This window comes from Bacteroides sp. AM37-9 (assembly GCF_003603455.1).
In the GTDB taxonomy this organism is placed as follows: domain Bacteria; phylum Bacteroidota; class Bacteroidia; order Bacteroidales; family Bacteroidaceae; genus Bacteroides; species Bacteroides xylanisolvens.
Genome location: NZ_QTNF01000017.1, coordinates 23,824 through 44,030, shown reverse-complemented (window position 1 = coordinate 44,030; position 20,207 = coordinate 23,824). Strand labels below are relative to the sequence as shown.

The 20,207-nt window shown below is 35.4% G+C and carries 20 protein-coding genes; all 20 read left to right on the top strand.

The window, feature by feature from the left end; all coding sequences use genetic code 11:
* The first annotated feature begins 14 nt into the window (after positions 1-14).
* Positions 15-695, top strand: coding sequence for a hypothetical protein (locus DW862_RS13295; RefSeq protein ID WP_032854717.1), 681 nt, complete (start codon positions 15-17; stop codon positions 693-695).
* Complete coding sequence (locus DW862_RS13290) at positions 682-1,620, top strand: hypothetical protein (protein WP_032847104.1); 939 nt, start codon at positions 682-684, stop codon at positions 1,618-1,620. Before DW862_RS13295 ends, DW862_RS13290 begins: the two co-directional genes overlap by 14 nt.
* Entirely contained in the window at positions 1,617-2,504 is an 888-nt protein-coding gene (locus DW862_RS13285; protein ID WP_032847102.1) for a hypothetical protein, read from the top strand. The genes DW862_RS13290 and DW862_RS13285 overlap by 4 nt, the downstream gene beginning before the upstream one ends.
* Positions 2,501-3,037 (top strand): hypothetical protein, encoded by a 537-nt coding sequence (locus tag DW862_RS13280; RefSeq protein ID WP_032847100.1) that lies wholly within the window; start codon positions 2,501-2,503, stop codon positions 3,035-3,037. Before DW862_RS13285 ends, DW862_RS13280 begins: the two co-directional genes overlap by 4 nt.
* On the top strand, positions 3,038-4,537 hold the full coding sequence (locus DW862_RS13275) for a hypothetical protein (RefSeq protein ID WP_032847098.1): 1,500 nt from the start codon (positions 3,038-3,040) through the stop codon (positions 4,535-4,537).
* Between the two features lie 85 nt (positions 4,538-4,622).
* Positions 4,623-4,988: a hypothetical protein gene (locus DW862_RS13265; protein ID WP_128132079.1), complete on the top strand. Its 366-nt coding sequence runs from the start codon at positions 4,623-4,625 to the stop codon at positions 4,986-4,988.
* Positions 4,989-5,115: 127 nt separating this feature from the next.
* Positions 5,116-5,472 (top strand): GIY-YIG nuclease family protein, encoded by a 357-nt coding sequence (locus tag DW862_RS26755; RefSeq protein WP_032846116.1) that lies wholly within the window; start codon positions 5,116-5,118, stop codon positions 5,470-5,472.
* A gap of 8 nt (positions 5,473-5,480) precedes the next feature.
* Positions 5,481-6,044, top strand: coding sequence for an FAD-dependent thymidylate synthase (locus DW862_RS13255; RefSeq protein ID WP_032846114.1), 564 nt, complete (start codon positions 5,481-5,483; stop codon positions 6,042-6,044).
* A 2-nt stretch (positions 6,045-6,046) separates the two neighbouring features.
* Positions 6,047-8,248 (top strand): anaerobic ribonucleoside-triphosphate reductase, encoded by a 2,202-nt coding sequence (gene nrdD / locus DW862_RS13250; protein ID WP_120068768.1) that lies wholly within the window; start codon positions 6,047-6,049, stop codon positions 8,246-8,248.
* A complete protein-coding gene (locus DW862_RS13245; protein WP_118496990.1) occupies positions 8,245-8,712 on the top strand; it encodes a 4Fe-4S cluster-binding domain-containing protein in 468 nt (155 codons plus the stop codon). The genes nrdD and DW862_RS13245 overlap by 4 nt, the downstream gene beginning before the upstream one ends.
* A gap of 136 nt (positions 8,713-8,848) precedes the next feature.
* Complete coding sequence (locus DW862_RS13240; protein ID WP_008768557.1) at positions 8,849-9,325, top strand: hypothetical protein; 477 nt, start codon at positions 8,849-8,851, stop codon at positions 9,323-9,325.
* A gap of 10 nt (positions 9,326-9,335) precedes the next feature.
* Positions 9,336-10,700: a hypothetical protein gene (locus DW862_RS13235; RefSeq protein WP_120068765.1), complete on the top strand. Its 1,365-nt coding sequence runs from the start codon at positions 9,336-9,338 to the stop codon at positions 10,698-10,700.
* 72 nt (positions 10,701-10,772) lie between these two features.
* Complete coding sequence (locus DW862_RS13230) at positions 10,773-11,819, top strand: phosphoesterase (protein WP_008647868.1); 1,047 nt, start codon at positions 10,773-10,775, stop codon at positions 11,817-11,819.
* Between the two features lies 1 nt (position 11,820).
* Positions 11,821-14,139 carry a hypothetical protein gene (locus DW862_RS13225; RefSeq protein ID WP_120068762.1) on the top strand — a complete coding sequence of 773 codons (2,319 nt, stop codon included), beginning with the start codon at positions 11,821-11,823 and terminating at the stop codon, positions 14,137-14,139.
* A complete protein-coding gene (locus tag DW862_RS13220) occupies positions 14,136-14,636 on the top strand; it encodes a crossover junction endodeoxyribonuclease RuvC (protein ID WP_008647870.1) in 501 nt (166 codons plus the stop codon). The genes DW862_RS13225 and DW862_RS13220 overlap by 4 nt, the downstream gene beginning before the upstream one ends.
* Positions 14,637-14,876: 240 nt before the next feature.
* Entirely contained in the window at positions 14,877-15,521 is a 645-nt protein-coding gene (locus DW862_RS13215) for an RNA polymerase sigma factor (protein WP_050396634.1), read from the top strand.
* Positions 15,487-16,092, top strand: coding sequence for a hypothetical protein (locus DW862_RS13210; protein WP_225472623.1), 606 nt, complete (start codon positions 15,487-15,489; stop codon positions 16,090-16,092). The genes DW862_RS13215 and DW862_RS13210 overlap by 35 nt, the downstream gene beginning before the upstream one ends.
* Positions 16,076-17,431: a DnaB-like helicase C-terminal domain-containing protein gene (locus tag DW862_RS13205; protein WP_008647873.1), complete on the top strand. Its 1,356-nt coding sequence runs from the start codon at positions 16,076-16,078 to the stop codon at positions 17,429-17,431. Before DW862_RS13210 ends, DW862_RS13205 begins: the two co-directional genes overlap by 17 nt.
* 1 nt (position 17,432) lies before the next feature.
* Positions 17,433-18,476 (top strand): toprim domain-containing protein, encoded by a 1,044-nt coding sequence (locus DW862_RS13200; protein ID WP_120068758.1) that lies wholly within the window; start codon positions 17,433-17,435, stop codon positions 18,474-18,476.
* Positions 18,473-20,182 carry a PHP domain-containing protein gene (locus DW862_RS13195; protein ID WP_120068754.1) on the top strand — a complete coding sequence of 570 codons (1,710 nt, stop codon included), beginning with the start codon at positions 18,473-18,475 and terminating at the stop codon, positions 20,180-20,182. Before DW862_RS13200 ends, DW862_RS13195 begins: the two co-directional genes overlap by 4 nt.
* Positions 20,183-20,207 lie beyond the last annotated feature (25 nt).

Below are 20,207 nucleotides of genomic sequence, written 5' to 3'. Positions count from 1 at the left end.
ATAAATTGATGTAAATGCGCACAGATATTTATGTAAATACAATTACGGGTGATATAGTTTTAAAAAATCAAAACTCTTTAGAAGAATATTTGTTTGAATGGATCGAAGAAACTGATTTACAACTTACCGCTCAAATAATACTCCCTTCCAACTTTGATATAAAGCAACTTTACACGATTGGTGTGCAAATAAAGATACCATATACACCAATCTATAAACCAATAAAAATACGTTTTGGTAGAGACTTTGGTGGTGGTAATATTCGTATAGTTATAAACCCAACTGATAACTCTGAATGGTTTGAAGTGCATACAAGGCTATTTGGCCTACAAGATAAGATTTTGTATGCTTCACAATTAATAATGGTTAGTCAAGATTATTATCTTATACAAATAAATAAAGGGGTGGCATATTTATGGTCCAATGCAATATCTGATATGGTAAATATAAATGCAAATATTCAGAACCGAAACTTATTGTTACAATGTGTTCCGTCCAACAACTATAGGTATCCAACTTCAGGTGTGGGTTTAATTAAATATCTTCATGCCAACCTTAGTCATTCAGGATTAGCAGAAAAGTTACAAACTGAATTCAAAGATGATAAAGTGGAGATTATTAATGCCGCTTTTAATTCCTATTCAGGAGATCTGGAATTAGACTTAGATTTTTCAGAAGCAGATGCAGGTGTATAAAGTAAAACGAAATCAGAACATATTTGATGTTGCAGTAAGCACACATGGTTCTATAGAAGGTATATTCGATTTGTTAATCAACAATCCTGATTTATCCTTCCACTCACAATTAAAAGAAGATGAAGAAATATATTGGGATGAAGAATTTATTATATATGACAGCATTGTAAATACATTACAATCAGAACATATTGTACCGGCAAACGGGGAACGACATGTATATCACAAAAGTACAACAGCCTCATTACGATGTGTTGTGTACATATCCCCCAAAGAAGCATCCATTGCATTACAAATGGCCGGAGACGGAAATCTTATTGTTGATTGGGGAGATAATAGCGATCTGGAAACTATAACGCTATCTCCCACTCTACAGAAATATGTGCATTTTTTCGATAATTATACCGATGAAAGATCAATTAAATTGTATGGTGATTTCAATTTAAAAACCTGGGAATTGTCTTCTATTAATGGCTTAATGATGCCAACTATGCCCTTGGTGGTAGACGAGATAATTTCGGAGAAGAACAATCTCTCTCTACAAGGACTATTTTTATGTAAAGGTACATATTTGGTGAAACTGGCTGACATGAGTTTATCCAGTCTTGCTCCCATTCAGGATATGAGTTTATCTAATTTAGAGTTAAGAAATATTGATTATACAGAAGACACAGTTATCAATGACTATTTAATCTATATTGCAAAGCATAATAATCAACGGAGGAATTGTAAAGTTATATTAGATACACAACCCTCTGGAACATATAAGGAGCCGCTTAAAGATAGTAATGGCAATTATGTTATTACAACTGGTATGGAAGCGATATACGTGATTACCCATGAAACTGCATGGAATGAAGCGGGTTCATGGAGCTTTGATATAAATGGAACGATTTATCAATATGAAAATTCAGACATAGCATGAGCCGTACATTAACAGAAATATACAATGAAGCCGTGGAGACCAGAAACAAATATCTGGAACTTACAGAGCTAACAAATGACTCAAAGATGTCAATAATCAATGCTTTCACATGGGTAACAGCTGCTGCAATTTACTCATTTGAAACATTGTTAGACGTTTTTACCACAGATATTGCTAAAACCTTTACCCAACGAATTAATGGGACTTCAGCATATTACGCAAATGCCATGTTGAAATGGCAATATGGAGATGATCTAATTATCAATGATGAAGGTACAGCATTTCATTATGCAACTGAAGATACAACAAAAAGATTGATTACACATGTATCTTATCAAGAGTATTATAATGAAGAGTTCAAAGATAATATTTTGATATTAAAAGTTGCTTCCGGAGAAGGTCGTTCTTTGTCCCAATTGTCTGATGAGGAACTAATTGCAGCACGTGCATATCTCAATCAGATTAAATTTGCAGGTGTTAAGTGTAATGTAGTTAGTCGTAGAGGCGATGTGCTTGTTCCCAGAGTCACCGTGTATTATGATGGAGCCATTACGAAAGAGGAACTTTACGATAATATTGATACGGCACTTATTGACTTTATTGTAAATATGAAATTTGATTCTCTTGTCTACTCACAAAAAATTATAGATGCCATTCAAAAAGTAGAGCATGTTACAGATGTTCATATTGATCAAGAAGCTAGTGTAGAACAAGGAATATTTATCGCTCAATATAACGACAACAATGAACTCGGACCATTAACCAAAATTGAACGAAAGTGCTATTTGGCTAGCGGTTATGCAAAACAAAGTACACAACAAGATGCAGAAAGTGAACTTCCAACTTTTCGTGAAGCAATTGTTATAAAACTAGAAACAGAATGAGAAGTTATCGTATTAACACTGACCGTTTAGTAAATCAGTTAGTTCCTCATTATCTTGGAGGACGAAAACTGATATTATTTCTTCAAGCCATTTTACAACCGTTAAACTCTTTGAATATAAAATGGAAAGAATGGGCTGACGAAAAACGAATAGAAGCAGCAATGACCTCCCAGATTATTATGATGGAATATTTCTTAAATTATAAATTTAGGAAGTATTTTTTAGACACCTCTGAACATATTGTCATTTCAGATGGTGCTATAAATGGAGTACCGATATATTGGGAAGATGCTAATAAAAATATATGCGAACTTCCTTTGTATAACGAAGGCGAAACCGAAGTTAGCGGGCACCCAACCACTCCATTGCGTTGGAAAGATGAAAAGATGCCAACAAGTGATGTAAGTTTTGTAGTAAGTTGTCCTGCTATTAATACCAAGACAATCTCACAAGAGGAACTTACAGCTATGATTACTTATTATGTAGATCGTTATCGTATTGCGGGAAAAAAATTTAAAGTTACATACGCTTAAATGAAAGAGTTTACTTCACAAACAGGTGGGCGTTACACCTACATTGATGATATTATGAATTTACAGAATCTTGCATTAGCTTTTACAAGTATATTTGATGAGTGTGATAACTTTATTATCAGCGGATGTCAAGTATCAGGTACAAGTATTAGTGCTGGATATGTCTATATCAATGGTAAAATACGTTATTGCGCAGGAACATCTGGAGTCTCTAAATGGCCTATGTATTTGTATGAGAACAACTCGGTTGAACGTGTGTCTTATGCTGATTCCGGAGATAAAATTGGACGGAATATATACGGATGTGCTGTATCATCCAGTGTACCAATAGCCAATGATGTACTAACTGAAGCACCACCCCAATTTATCAGTATTACATCAGATGGTACAGCACTTCGACTTAAAGAAGCGTTATTTGGTAAATATGCTTTAATGATAGATTCCCCTAATTCAGTTCAGACTGTACAGAAGGATGTTGTTATTGATGGAACAGTAACGGCCAATAAAGACCTTACAGCCCAAAAGGGGATTAATTTAACATCAGGAACAGCTAAAGCTAGCATCACCTATAATGCCTCTGGAGCATTAAGTATTCAATCCCAATTAAATGGAAAGCCTGTTTACAAAGTAACTATAACAGAGGACGGAGCTATTCAATTTTATATTGGAGATACTTTATTGGCTTCGCTTGACTCCAATGGTATGACGCTAAAAGTCACAATGTCTTTAAATTCTATTAAGGCAGGAAATATTGTTGTAGCTAGTAATCATATATATAATACAGGCGTTGCAGCTGATACCGGTAGTATAAATATCAATATGTTAGGGTACAATGAAGGAGACTCCTATTATCGGGACACCAAAATTGGCGATGGAAAAAATACTGTTATACTAGAAATCATAGGAAAATCTAAAGCTAGTATTTTTTATGGACCAGTAAAAATATCCCATGCGGATTCTTCGCTCCTAAGTTTAAAGAATGCCTCTCTTCCTAAGACAGACAATCAATTGATAACCTGTTTAAATTGGGAAGATAAAAATTCAGAACAAATCGGTTATATGGGGTATTCCAATATCTCTAATAAAGATTTATATATCAAAAATAACATTGGAAACTTGGTTCTCAACAATGATGTATATGTAACAGGAAAACTATTCGTTGGTGGAATTGATGTTATAGCTAGAACTATAGAATATCCCAAAGATAGTGGATGGATTGCAATCAATGTTCAGAACTGTGGTATTACAACAAAACTGTATGTCCGTCAAGTTGGGAAAGTAGTGTCCATTCAAGGAGAATTACATACCCATCACAGTGGTACCATATTTACATTACCAAACACCATTGATCCTCCTAAATATAAAATAGGTTATTCCCATAACAAAGGACGTGGAAATTGGCATTGTACAATACAAGGCGGACAACGTAATTGTGTAGTTGATTATTGTAATAATGGATGTTCAGAATACATCGGATTTTTAATGACATATATTATTTAAATTATGAAGATTATTAATGTTAGCGTTGATATTGAGAGTCAACGTTTAAGTTTTCGGTCAACATCGTCTCAAAAAAATGAACATAATGAAAACGTTTCCGAACAGCAGAAAGAAACCAAAACGCCGCAAAAAAAAGCCCGGAAGACCAAAGGGACACAGCCTGAAAAACTTCGAGCAGACACGGATCGGGTTTCTGATGAAACATGAAGTTCCTATAGAATATAAACTATTAATGGAAGTATCTGACTTTCTAAAAATTCATGCACCATCTCCGGAACTGATTGAAGCAATAAGTTATGCTTCAGATGACATATTCTTCAAAAAGGCTAAGTTCTGGAGATGCTTAATGGATTATAAAAAGTATGGTTTAAGACCTCCATATAGTATTCATACAAACGCAAATAAGGAATTATACTATATACATTTAAGATTTAAAAAGTATCTAATTTGACTTATCTAAATTATCAAATTAGATACTTTTTTATATCTATAATCTTGTAAATAAGAAAATAATTAGTAATTTCGCATCACAATTGATACACACGATCTTTTATATTGACTTTTAACACAGTAAATTCATGCACAAGGTATCGCGCTTTTTCAAGCCCTTACCATGTCCTACCCCAGCTCCTAAAAAACTATACCTATTAAAATGCGAAGCAACTGGATTATATAAAATTGGAGCAACAAGCGAGGATGTAAAAAATCGTATTAGTAAGCTGTATTATAATAGCCACACTGATCAACGAACAATTAAAATTATAAAAGTTTGGGAGAAGTGTGGCTATTGTGAGTATTATATACTCAACAGTTTTGCCAAGTTAAAGGTTTCTCATCCTTTCTACAAAAACGGACATACAGAATGGTTTAAATTTATAAGTGATGAATCCAGTCTAATACGGACTGTAGAATCTATTATTTCAAATTTAACATAAAGGAAAATATGATTAAAGTAACTAGACTAAATGCGGTTACTTCTTGGAACCGTGCTTTAAATGCAGCACGCAGAACCGTAGGAAAGTCAGCATTAAAAAAAGAACCTTCAGACTCATGGAAAGCAAAAATGTTATTGGCAGAACATTCTCCCATTCGTTTGGTAGAATATGAATGGACATGGGAACAAATACCTCAATGGGTAACAGTACATTTTACTCGTCATCATATAGGCTGTGAAAAGTTTGTTCATACTCAACGACCGGACCGTACCGGTTCACAAATTCCCAGAGGAGAGCACTTGCAAGGAGAATTAAATGAAATGGATATGACTGCAAATGCACAAGAAATAATGGCTATTTCACGAGTACGTTTATGTAATTGTGCTTCAAAAGAAACTAGAGAAGCATGGACAGCAATGTTGCAAGAACTAAAAAAGATAGATCCGGTCCTTGTTAGTAAGTGTGTGCCAACATGTGTTTATCGCGGTTTTTGTCCAGAGCTAAAATGTTGTGGATATGCCAATACTCATCAATTCCATGAAGCTGTTGAAAAATATAGAAAGACTGAATAATTATGAAAGTGCAAAAAAGAACAGGTCAAATTGTAGATTTTGACCTAGAAAAAATAGAAAATGCGATAAAAAAAGCCTTTGATAGCAAACAAGTTGAATACGACCCAGCAATTGTAGAATCGGTTGATAAATTAATCAGCCTTACCTACACTAATGTTCCAGTATCTGTAGAAACCATCCAAGATAACGTAGAACGCGTATTAATGCAATTTGGATATTATGATATAGCCAAGACTTTTATTCTATATCGTGAACAACGTAAAAGTACGCGTTTTGTCAAAGAACGTATTGATTATATGAATCAATATAGTCAATCAACAGACAATGCAGCTTCTTCATCAGAAACCGATGGGAATGCTAATGTAACTATGAAAAATGTAGCTAACTTGGAAGGTGAAGTCTATAAAACTACTAATCGTATAATCCAACGCCAACGTATGAAAGATGAGTTGAACATTCTCTTTCCAGAAGTAGCAAAGCAATACGAAACAGATCTTGATAATCATATCATTTATACACATGATGAAGCATCTACGCCAGTATTAAAACAGTATTGTATGGCAGTTAGTTTGTATCCATTACTAACAGAAGGCGTAGGCAACATTGATGGTGTTACTCCTTCAGAGCCTAACGATTTGCAGTCGTTTAGTGGGCAAATAACTAACTTGATATTCTTACTTTCTTCCCAATGTAAAGGAGCGGTAGCCGTAGGTGAATATTTCATTGCACTAAATTACTATGTAGTTAAAGAGTTTGGAGATAAATGGTATGAAAAACTTGACTGCGAGGCTTCCTCGCCACATTGCTTAATTAAAAGAACAGTACGTGATAATATCCTGAAAGCGTTCAAACAGTTTGTGTGGGGTGTTAACCAACCAGCCGGAAATCGTAGCTACCAAAGCCCATTTACAAATATTTCTTATTATGACCATACATATTTCACATCGCTCTTTGGAGAATTTTGTTATCCGGATGGAAGTAAGCCTGAATGGATAGCTATTGATACATTGCAACGTATGTTTATGAAATGGTTTAATCAAATACGTTTAAAGCAAGTATTAACCTTTCCGGTAGAAACTTTTGCGATGGTCCACAATGGCGATGATATAATCGACCTAAATTACAAACAACTTTGTGCCGAAATGTATGCGGAAGGACACTCGTTCTTTACTTATATTTCCGATAGTGCAGACAGCCTTGCATCATGCTGTAGGCTTAGAAATGAATTGGCAGAAAATACCTTTAGCCCCACTTCTGGCTTGACCGGTGTTATGACAGGTAGTTGTAATGTGATTACTTTGAATATCAACAGAATCGTTCAAGATTGGGCATTGACCCACACATTAAATGGAACACCTTTAATTAAGGGCAAGAAACTTACAGGCAATCCCTTATGTGTAACAGCAATTGAAAATGATTTAAAGAACTATGTAACTAGGATTTTGGAAAGAGTCTATAAGTATCATATTGCTTTCAAGACAATGCTATACGACCTTGAAGACAAAGGAATGTTTGCCGCTTCAAATGGCGGTTATATTCATATCAGTAAATTATATAGCACCATAGGCATCAATGGGTTGAATGAAGCCGCTAGATTCTTGGGAATGAAGGTAAGTAATAACCCGGAATATATTGAATTCCTTCAACTCATTTTGGGCACTATTAAAGAACAAAATAAACTGCATTCTATCCATGACAGGAAACGACCTTTCTTGTTTAATTCAGAAGTTGTGCCAGCAGAAGGACTGGGAGGAAAGAATTATAAATGGGATAAAGAAGATGGATATGTTGTTCCAGAGGATGAGAATTTATATAACTCATATTTTTACAATGCCCATGATGACACTTCTATACTAGACAAATTTATATTACACGGGTACCAAACCTATCAGTACACTGATGGAGGCTCGGCAGCTCACATTAATTTGGAAGATCATTTATCAAAAGAGCAGTATCTGAAATTAATTGATTTTGCCATAGCCAATGGAACCAATTACTTTACCTTTAATATACCAAACAGCAAATGTGAAGATTGTGGCAAAATCATAAAAAGACCCATTAATACTTGCCCTTGTTGTGATAGCCATAATATTACTCAATATACACGAGTTATCGGATATTTACGCCCAACTAAAGCATTTGGAAGTGATCGACAACAAGAGGCTAGAAACCGTATATATAGTGATGGTAAATCCCAGGTATGAAATATGTAGATACAAAAATAGTGTTTCAAGAATTGCCTAATGAAATTACTTTGGCAATAAATATAAGTGGTTGCCCATGCGCCTGCATCGGGTGCCACTCTTCTTATCTGTCACAGGATATAGGAGAATCATTAACAAAAGAAGCACTTCAACAATTGATACGCAAAAATAAAGGAATAACAGCTATATCATTTATGGGCGGTGATGCAAACCCGGCATATATAAATAAATTAGCCAAATATCTTTATCATAACTATCCTAATTTAAAAATTGGTTGGTATTCTGGACGAGATAAATTACCCGAAGAGATCAAACTTGATTTCTTTCATTATATCAAATTAGGCCCATATATATCCAGCAAGGGACCTCTTAATAATCCGAACACTAACCAAAGATTATATCAAGTTGTTAAAAAGGGGAATGGTATTAACCTATTTGATATTACTTCTCTTTTTTACAAATAATCAATATAATAATTAAATACATATTATATAGTTGTAATACAATAATATATATATTTATTCAAAAAATATTTTTGGTTTTATTTTGATAGTTAAATTGATACAATTATCTTTGCAGTGTTCTTTGAAAAACAACAGTATGTTGCATGGTCAAGCACGTCTTATTGTGCAAGACAATAAGGCAGCAAAACAAGAGATTGAATTGGCTATTGGAAATTTGAAAGATGGTGATTATACTATTCTTATTATGGACGATACCAAAAACAAATCTCTACCGCAATTGAAGTATCTATTTGGCGTAGTACTGAAGACAATTTCAGAACAATTGCCTACACACCCGCCAGTAGATGCCCTATACAGATATTTTGAGGAAATTTATGCTCCGATTCATGTCTGTGATCTTCCTGGAGGTGAAAAGTATGAATACTTTAACCTCAAAAATGAAAAAGCAAGTGAGATGAATGAAGTTATTGAGAGAATCATTCATCATGTAAACACTGAATGGGGTATTAAGGTTATGTTGAAAGATAAAACCAAAATGCCAGAAGCAAAAGAACTTTGGGCTGGAGCTTATACCGAACAGTGGAATCTTCCCCTCTCTAAATTAAACAAATAATTTTCATTTTATGGAAGAGATGATTAAAAATCCGTATGCCCTCTTTGCGGAGAATCAAGAAACTTATGAAGAGGCGGTAAAAAAAAGTACCGATGAGAGCCAATCATTTCAACGTACCAAACATTTCCGTATGGATTCCGCAGGAACTTATACTGTGCGTATCCTTCCCTTGGCACCAACCGAGCAACCAGACGGCTCTTACAAATTAGAACGTAAGGGGTACGAATATCCGGTCAAAACACAGGTGTTGAAACTGGACAACCCACGTCCAACAGGAAAAAAAGACAAACAGTTCTTTGTAAATATCTGTCATTCCAGCTATGCCGGATTATCTATAGACCTAATTGACACTTATCTTCAAGTTGCAGAAAACAAGTATGGCAGTGATGAAAAGTTGATGAAAAAGATTAAAGGTTCAGGCTTTGATGGTGGTCTAAAATGGAACTCTCAACGTGCCATGTATATTTTAGATTTGGACAACCGTGAAGAAGGTATTCATTTACTTATCCTGTCTTATTCGCAATACAAAGACTTGGAGGATCGCAAACTGGCTATATGGAAGAAACTTCTGGAAAAAAATCCTAAATGTTTGTGTCCCATCTCTTCTTTGGAAGATGCTTTCCCGGTAGAAATTACTCGTAAAGAGGAAAACAAGAAAACCACTTACACATTCAACATTGATACAATTTCCGGTGCCGAACCTCTATCTGAAGAGGAAGTCAGTTCGTTGTTGGAAACACAGCGTATCCCGGCTGCTATTTATCGTTACTCACGTTTCCACATGGAGGCTACCATTGAGTTCTTGAAGCAATACGATGCTAAAATGGAAATGGATGTAATGAGCAGCAAAGAGATCACAGAAGCTATTGAAAAGATTAAAATGGAGCTTCATCCTGATGATAAATCCCATTTCTCTTTTGACAAAAAAGAACGTAACAGCGGTGATAATGAGGAACCATCAGACAACGAACTGGATTCATTGTGGAACCTCTGGGAAAAACTAAATGAACGCGGTATTGGTGATAAGAGCGAAGAAGGGCAAGACTTACGTGATGCAATTCGCGAATATATTGATGCCAATGAGCTAAATGTCCGTGTCACTCGTGGAAAAACAAATGAAGATTTGCTGAATGATATTGAAGACGCGTTGGAAGTTGCTAAAGATGGCAGCAACAACGAAGAGGACGGTACACAAAGCGATACTAAACCGGAAGACACGCCTTTAGAGCCAGAACCGGAAGAGGAACCAGCACCAACCCTCGCTCCCACTCATGCTGTTCGTAGACGTGGTGAACATAATGATGACACCAATGAGCCAGCTGCAAACCCAGTCCGTGAACGCAGAGCTACACGTCCTGAACGTAGAAGAAGATAATTCATTTTTGTATTAGCATTATAGGGACATATCTAACTAATATTAATATGTCCCTATTTAAATTGAATCACAATGAGCAAGAAAATACCAAGTGCCTTATTGTTGAATGATATACATGTATCAAAAGACAATATTCCAGAATTTCAAAAAAACTGGGACGAGGCTTTATATATATGCGATCAATATGGGATTGAAGATATGATAATTGGTGGAGATTTGTGGTTATCACGCTCTTCTCAAACACTTAGCACACTCATGGCTGTTCGCCAAGCTATCATAAAAGCCACTAAAGCCGGAATAACCATTACCGTTGCCGAAGGAAATCATTGTAAAGTTGACCAGGAATCAGTTCTAGGGTATAGTCATTTGTTTAGTGAATACCCCCACGTCTATGTTGTTGATGACTATTCGATTATTAATATTAGCAACGATGTAGAACTATATATAATGAGCTATTTTCCAGAAAACGGAAGTTTCGTAGAACGGCTGAAAAAAATGGTAAAGGCGGAATTGAACGCGTCTGTACATAATATCCTATATATTCACGAAGGAATAAACGGGGCACTTAGCACGCCTAATGAAAAAGAACTGCCCACGAACATTTTCAGTGATTTTGATACAGTTCTTGTAGGACATTATCACAATCGTTGTATTATCAAAGGTACCAACATTGAATACATAGGTTCTTCCAGGCAACATAATTTTGGCGAAGATGAAGAAAAGGGCTATACCATTATATATGATGATGGTAGCCATGAATTCATAAAGAACCAAGTCAATATTCGCTACAAAGTTTTGGACATAAAAGCTAGTCAAATCAATTCAAAGCTAATTGATAAGCTGGATGATATGAAAGCGGATGGAAGATACAAGATTAAAACAAGAATCAGTTGTACAAGCCAAGAAGCTTCAAGTATTGATAAACAAAAACTTCTGGAAGCAGGGTCTTCAAAAGTGGAAATTGTTACTGAAGATGTGGAAATCACAGAAACAACAGCCCACTCTTTAGATAAAAAATTCGACAAATCCGGTATTAAGCAAGAATATACCAGTTTTTGTGCTAACAAAGGAATCATAAATATAGAAATGGGGTTACAATACCTTGATAAAATCAGTTAATATGTGGACATTAAGACAAGTTTACGCAAAAAACCTATGTGCTTTTAAGCAATTGGACTATACATTGTTGCAAAAACATACAACGCTGATTTTTGGCAACAATATGGATAATGATTCGCAAGGTTCAAATGGTTCCGGAAAATCTGCTATGCTAGAAGCAATCGCTATTGGGATAACCGGAGAGACACTTCGTAGAATAAAAATGGATGAGATAATCAATGATGCGGAGAATGAAGCGACTGTTTCCCTTTTGTTTCAAAACAATACTACAGGACAGTACTTATCTATTAAACGTGTTATCTCTCGTAAAACAGCACAGATAATCAAAGTTTCTATATATGATGATGAAACTGATTGTAACATAAAACATATAGAACAAGCCGGAGTTGCAGATTACAATAAATTTATACTTGAAACACTGGGGCTGACAAAAGATGATGTTTTCTCAAACTTCATTCTTTCTAAGCACAAATATTCGTCATTTCTCTCCAGTTCTGATCGCGAGAAAAAAGAAATCATTAATCGTTTCAGTAACGGTGTAATGGTAGATGAATCTATCGCTGCATTACAAGAGGATATGATACCGATTCAAGAATCATTAAAACAAGCAGAATTGAATGTAGCGAATCATACCGGACGTGTTGAAACATTACAAGAGCAAATCAACACAGCTATTACAGAATCAACAGAGCGTTCACAAAAGAAAGCTGAACGTATAGCAAACTGGAATGAAGCTATTGCTGGGAAAAGAGCTTATATCCGTGAACAAAATGTTCTCATAAATAAAAGTGACGAGTTACTGGAACAATATGATAAAACAGATGAAGTATTGCAAAAACTGGAAAACAGTAAAAAGGATACCGGTGCATGTTTTGAAATTATTTCAGAACGTTTTACTTCATGCGCTTTGCCATTACCTAAGGATTTTGCAGCTATATCAATTAAAAATCAGAAAGAATTGGAGGTTGTTACAACAGAATATTCCAATGTACAACAACAGCTGATTCAGCATGAGAAAAAGATTGCAACAGCCAAATCCTCTTATGAGAAGCTGTTAAAACAACATGAGAAGTTTCAAGAAAACTTCAAAAAGAAATCCACCAAAATTGAGAATCAAATAAATGAATTATTGGATTCTATTAAAAAGTTGGATGCCGAGAATAGTAATCTTAGATCACAAAGGACTAAGTTGGAAGCAGATATAGCCAGCCTCCAAAAACAACTTGCCGGAGTTATCGTTTGTCCTAAATGCCAACATGAATTCACATTGGCTAATGATGTAGATATAAACGAGGTTAAACTAAGATTGCAAGACCGAAATGGAGAGACACAAGACATTCTCCAAAATATTGAGGCTAATGAAAAACGCATTTCAGATATTACAACAAAAGGACGCGAAGCTCGTAAAGAACAGGATGAATTGAATCGTAGTAAAATAGAATGGTCGAATAAGATTACCGAGACTTGTACAGCATTGGATGAATTATCACGTAATACGTCTTATTTAACCAATAAAATGCAAACTCTCCAGCATCAAATGAATACCCTTCAGAAATCCATTGATGATGCGCGTACTAATTTATTTGATGATTCTTATGCAATATTAGATGAAGCTATTAGAAAGCAAGAATACGAAGCAAAGCAGGCCGAGTTGAATATTAACAATGCTAATGGAGCTATTCAGTCATACGAAGAATCTATTCGTGACATCGAAAACTCTTCCGAAACTGACATGATAGAATCTCTCAAAGCCAACAAGAAAAAATATGAGAAAGAATTGGTATTAGCCATTTCTGAAAAAGAAACTATTGAACGAAAATTAAATTCATATAAAGAGCAAGAAGCAACCTTTATTGAATTTAAAACCCATCTGGCTAATACTAAAATTGATGCTCTTAGTCACATAACTAACGAGTTTCTGGAAGCCATTGGTAGTGACATTCGTATTGCATTTTCCGGTTTTACAGTCTTAAAAAGCGGAAAAATCAGAGATAAGATTTCCATTTCTCTTATTCGCGATGGTGTAGATTGTGGCTCTTTTGATAAATTTTCAGAAGGTGAAAAAGCAAGAGTTAATCTAGCTAATATTTTGGCAATGCACAAACTTACCAATGTAAATTGCGATGACGATAAAGGACTAGATCTCCTGATACTTGATGAAATATTAGAAGCCACTGACGAACAAGGGCTTTCCAACATTTTTGATGCCCTCAATCAATTACAGATTACATCTTTGGTAGTCAGTCATGGAAATATAGCTGAAGGCTACCCATACAAGACTGTAGTCAATAAACTTAATGGCGTTTCATACATAGAATGATTAACGAATCAAAAAACATTAAAAATGAGTCAATAAATCAAATTACACGTGATAATGTGCTTGCATTAGATATAGCAGAGCACTGTGGATATTACTCAACCCATGAATCAGGAACATGGAATTTTACCCAAAGAAAAGGCAAAAATGCGACCGAGCAACATAAAATGTTTTATGACACACTGGTTGAATTTATCCAAAAATACAACATCAAATTGATTATCGCCGAAGATGTATGCGTTTCAAAGCATTTCATTGCAGCGCGAAAACTATCCGAATTTAGAGGCATATTATATCTGATATGCGCCCAGCTTGGACTCCCGGAACCAAAATTCATAAACGTTAGCACAGTAAAAAAATGGGCTACCGGTGACGGAAAAGCTGACAAAAAGAAGATGATTGAATATTGCATCAAACGATGGAATATTACACCAGTCGATGACAACATGGCTGATGCAACCCACATCTTCAAATATTATGTAAGAATATACAAACTTTAGACAGAAAATGAGTTACGCAAGAAACATAAGGCGTAGGCAACAAAGAGAAGGCCAGCCCCATTTAATGATGCTAGGAAGCTTGCTAGGAGATTTTTACGAATTCCTTAGTAAACAACCCCAGCCAACAGACAACGAGGTAAGAAGTAATTTTATCTCTAGTAATAATAAGTGGAAGAAGTATTGTAAAGTCCACAAATTGATGAACTCGGATCACTTGTTTGTGCTCAATGTTCAAGAGGCGTGGAAGAGACATACTCAGCAGTTACCACAGAACCCATAATAATAAGTGATGAAGTAGCTGCACGGCGAAAAGCCCTATTTGATAAATACGTAACACCGTACAACCGAATGATATACAAGTTATGTATGCGCTATACTTTTAATCCTTCTGACATAGAAGACAATTACATAGAAGTGCTTACCAACATGTATAAATATATCGAGACATATAATCCAGAGCGTTCTGTACAAACATGGCTCCATATTGTAACCAAACGATGTGTTTTTGATTTGGATCAACGTAAAAAAAGGCATCAAGACATGTTGAGTGATGATAACGATGTGGAAACATTTTCTTCCAGTGAATCTATTGTAGATTTTGACGAAGTAAGCTCTAACGTAATGGGTATTGACAATTATCAAGAGTTATACAGCGATGATGTTTTAGCTGCATTAAAACAGTTGAAACCACAATACAGAAGCGCACTTTTGTATCAACAGGCAGGATATAAACTCAAAGAAATTGCCGAAATCGAATATCGGAACGGTGCCTTAGAATCTCGCAATATCGAAACTGTCAAAAGTCGATTATTCTTGGCGCGTCAACAACTTCAACAACTATTGACTCGTGATGGAAAAAGAAGAACGACTGACGAAACAGATTAAGACAGTATATACAGAAATAGCCAAGCGTTTGGTAGCCCCCTCCTTCTCATTCCCAGAGGGAGGGCAAGCCAAACGCCAACTATCCAAATTTATTGTCAACTTTACTCAAATTTGTGGTGGAGAATTTAATACTTCACGACTTGTAGACTATTGTGTATTCCAGCTTCATAAAAACAGGAATGCCCAATATCAACGTACATTAGCTCCAAAAACATTTGGGACTACCGCTCTTCAAAAATATCTATCAATGTCTTCCAAATCCAAGCAATATCTGGAAGACCAATGGTTATCTGAAGCCAATCTAACCAGAGCCTATCTAAATTCACTAATCTGTAAAAAAGAGCATCCTCAGTCTAAGTATATTTATATGCCATCTGAGGAATGCACTAAGAAACGGAGTATCAACACAGATATTGGGTTTCTAATATGCTCTACATCCACATTGATGTGGAGTCCATTCTCTCCAGCATGTCAAATATGCACAAATGTCGAGAAATGCAAGCAAGAAACCGCGATAAAATATCCAGAGTTATACCGAATAAGACTCGAAGAATATGGCGAAAGAAGATAACGTATTAACAGAAGATTTCTTATTTGAATTATATTACGCTTGTTTTACATACGACTATGTATGTAGCTTAGTGTGTGAATATATGCAGAAATCGTACCTGCCTGGTAGAGATTTTCAAGCATTGCAGGGGTATCTGTGCAAATACTTCGCAGAACACAAATCATCCCCTACCCTTAATATTATCAGCCAGATAGTTTCTGTCAACAGAGAGGTTTCAGCACTTTTAGAAGATATAAAAGACTGCGCCGAAGGAGTTGAACCGGAAATTATATTGGAACAGTTTGAAAATTATCTAAGACAAGTAAAATTTCAAAAGACTTACAAAGAGATAGGTGAACTTTATGCAAAACAGGATCGTGACAAAGCAATGAAGTTGCTCCAATCATTTGCAGAATGGCAAAATGATTTCAGCTTGCGTCAAAACTCTTTTGTTGATGTAGTCGAAACCTTTGAATCCCGTTTTAGGCGTAATAGAGAAAAACACAATCAAGAGTCAAGATTTAAACCAATCACCAGATTTTATATTGATGGTCTGGATGAAATGAACGGTGGACGAGATTTACGTACTCAATTAACATGCCTCTTAGCCCCTACTGGTGTTGGGAAAAGTCATGCCGCACGTTGGATTGGGAAATGCGCCTCTCAAATAGACGGATTAAACGTACTTCATTTCCAGTTAGAAGGTTCTGAAGATGAAGTTGTGGATGCTTATGCCGCGTCACTAGTTTCCTGTAATTCTTATCGTTATAGTACTGGTACACTAAAAGACCGGGAATTAGAACGAATGATACAAGAAATCAAGGCAATGTCTGGCACCCTAAAGGTCAAATCCTTTCCAAAGTTCGCTAATCAAGTGTCTACCATTGATATAAAAAATGGTATTGCTGAATACAAAAAAATCTATGGCATATCTCCAGATGTTGTTATCATAGATTCTATGGATTTGTTAACAGATTCCAGCGGACGTAGGTGGTCAGAAAATGGAGAACGCCACAAACGAGTTGCTGTTGCTAATGATTTAAAGGACTTGGCAGGTGACGAAAATGTCTGGATGGTTGTGACTTATCAGGCAACTATAGAAAATAGAGAGTGGCTTAACGATGAACAAAATGTATTGACTGAATACAATTGTTCAGAAGCCAAAGGTTTGAGTAGACCAATGACTCATCTTATTACTCTTAATCAAAGCATCAATGAAATGCGCGAAAATGTCATGCGCCTAAATGTTGCAAAATCACGATTCTTCAAAAAAGGAGACCCATTTAAAATTGCTACTGATTATGATAACGAATGTTTTTATGACAGAGCAAGAACATTAAATATCAGCAAAGTTGCGTAATATGGAATTGAGTAAAAAAGAAAAAGAGTATATAATCCAAGAACTTTCTATTGAACTACATGCAAAACCGGATGGTAGCGGAAAGAACTTGATTGTCCCCCAGTGCCCCTATTGTGGGCATGAAGGGGGGAAATACGGTATATATATAGGTAAAGCAACCGAAAGGAAAAAGCCTTTTATGGCACACTGCTTTTCGTGTGGACGTTCAACCCAGACATTAGAGCAATTGCTAACAGATATAGGCCGTCAGGACTTAATTATAACAGATACTTTTGATCTTGATGGAGATAAAAAAATTAATGATTTCTCTTTTCTGGAAAACGATGACAGGGAAATAGATGACTCTCTGTGTGTTGTGGAAATGCCTGAATATTATAAGCGCACTCATTTTAATCGGTATTTAAGAAAACGTGGATTTATTGAAGAAGATTACGATTTCTTTCCTGTTGGCACTACACGTAACATGAACTTCAAGTTTGATGATTATGTAATATTTCCGATTATAGACAATGGAGATATTGTTGGGTATATTTCCCGGCATATTTGGGATAAAGCTGATATTGATGAATACAACCGTAAAGCAAGTCATAATGGAAAATTCCAAATTATGCGTTATAGGAATAGCACTGAAAACGATTTTGTTAAATTATTATACAACTATGATAGTATAATTGAAGACGAAACAGATACCGTAATTCTTGTAGAAGGAGTGTTTGATGTCATTGCACTTACGCGAAAATTAAACCTGTATAATAACCCATCTGTGGCTGTTGTTGCTACGTTCGGGAAGAAAATCTCTGATACACAAATTTATAAGTTACAGGCAAAAGGAGTTCATACAATAGTCATTGGATATGATGGAGACGCTACAGAAGCTATAAAAAAGACAGGTGATCAACTAAATGAATATTTTGATTGCTATGTTGCCGATATAGAAGATTCCAGCCAAGATTTCGACAGCATGGACTTTTGGGAGATATATGACACATTCGCTTTCGGACTGAAAACTTTAACCGAATATAAATTAAACAAAATTCAAATATGAATCCTGATTTATTAAATTGGCTAGATAATAATAAGATGTGTTTCAATATCATAGATGAAGATGTTATTGAAATCACGGGCTTTGGTAAAATGTACTATGAAGATACCAGTATGATTAAGTCCATCTTCCGTACTGATGCTGACAACAACATCAAGTTCAATACAATGGAAAACATCCAAACATTACAAGAAGAAGGCATTAATTATATAGTATTTCAATTTGGAGACAACTGGTATTATTACGATACAAGAAAAGATTTTGAATTTCAAATTTTAAAGTATGTAGGCGATAGGAAGCCATTAAACCATGCCCAAGAATTTGTAAACTTAGGCATACATACCCCTTTTGAATTGCTCAATGGAAGTTTCTCGCTAACAGATTGGATAAAAAAAGCCAAATACTTAGGGCAATCCGCATTAGGTATTTGCGATTACAATACAATGGCAGCAACCCTTATTCTTCAAAAAGAATGTGAAGCTGCTGGCATCCAATGGGTGTTTGGATATTCACTTACATTCACTGATGGTATCGAAAAGATAGATGCCAAAATATACTGTCAGTCACAAGAAGGACTTCAAAATTTGCTTAGAATTCAAAAATGTATTAATGTAGATTCTGAAAATAAAATCATTGATTTACAAGATCTTCTAAAACATGGAACCGGTAATATAATTGTATTTAGCAAATACGCGTCATTTTGGTTGAAAGAAATAGGAAATAATCTTGACCGTTTTTTCGATAGTTTTGACGATTGCTTTTATCAATTAGATTTATCGGAATTCAAAGCTGAACGTATTGATATTAAAGTACTAGATGCCACAAAATGTTACTTTGACTACATTTATGATACAGGCGATCTTCCTCCAGTATTAATTTGTGACTGCTATTATTTGGACAAAGATGATGCAAAAAACAAAATCATCCTTAACAAAATTGCTGAAGGGGCAGCACATGAACAAAGTGATGACCAATATTTTAAGGACTTGGACGAACACTGGACTACTATGTCTGGCTTGTTTGATGAACACAAATGGGACATAGAGGATATATTCAATTGGGCGTGTGAAAATACAGTCAAAATTGCTGAAGGGGCAAAAGCTAGATATGAAATTGAACGCAACTTTATGCCTCAATATGACATGGCTGACAATGAAAAATCAAAGTACGCCAACCGACATGAAATGTTTTTGGATTTGCTGGAAGATGGGTTCAACAAACTGGTCCCCAAAGGTAAAGAAGATATATATCGCAAACAATTAGATTATGAGGTTTATGTATTAGAATCAACCAACAACGTAGATTACATGCTCGTACAATATGATACTGTTAATTGGGCACGCAAAAATGGAATATTAGTGGGATGCGGACGTGGTTCTGCTGGAGGGTGTCTAGTTTTATACCTATTGGGGATAACACTTATAGATCCAATAAAATACGATTTGTTATTTGAACGCTTCCTTCTTCCAGAACGTGCAGGACTATACTCTTCAGATGTGACCATTATTGGAGATGACGTAGATTCCAATCAATATATCGAAGTTACATTAGAAAATCATAAAACTTATAAAATAGACAAAGACGCACAGTTACTTGTGAAACGTGCCGGAATGGATGATCCTATTGTAGTATATGCAGATGAACTGCAAACTGACGATGATATTCAATTTGATAATCGAGATCTTTTATTTACTCTAAACGAAATTTAATTATGATTCCAATTTTAAGAAAAGT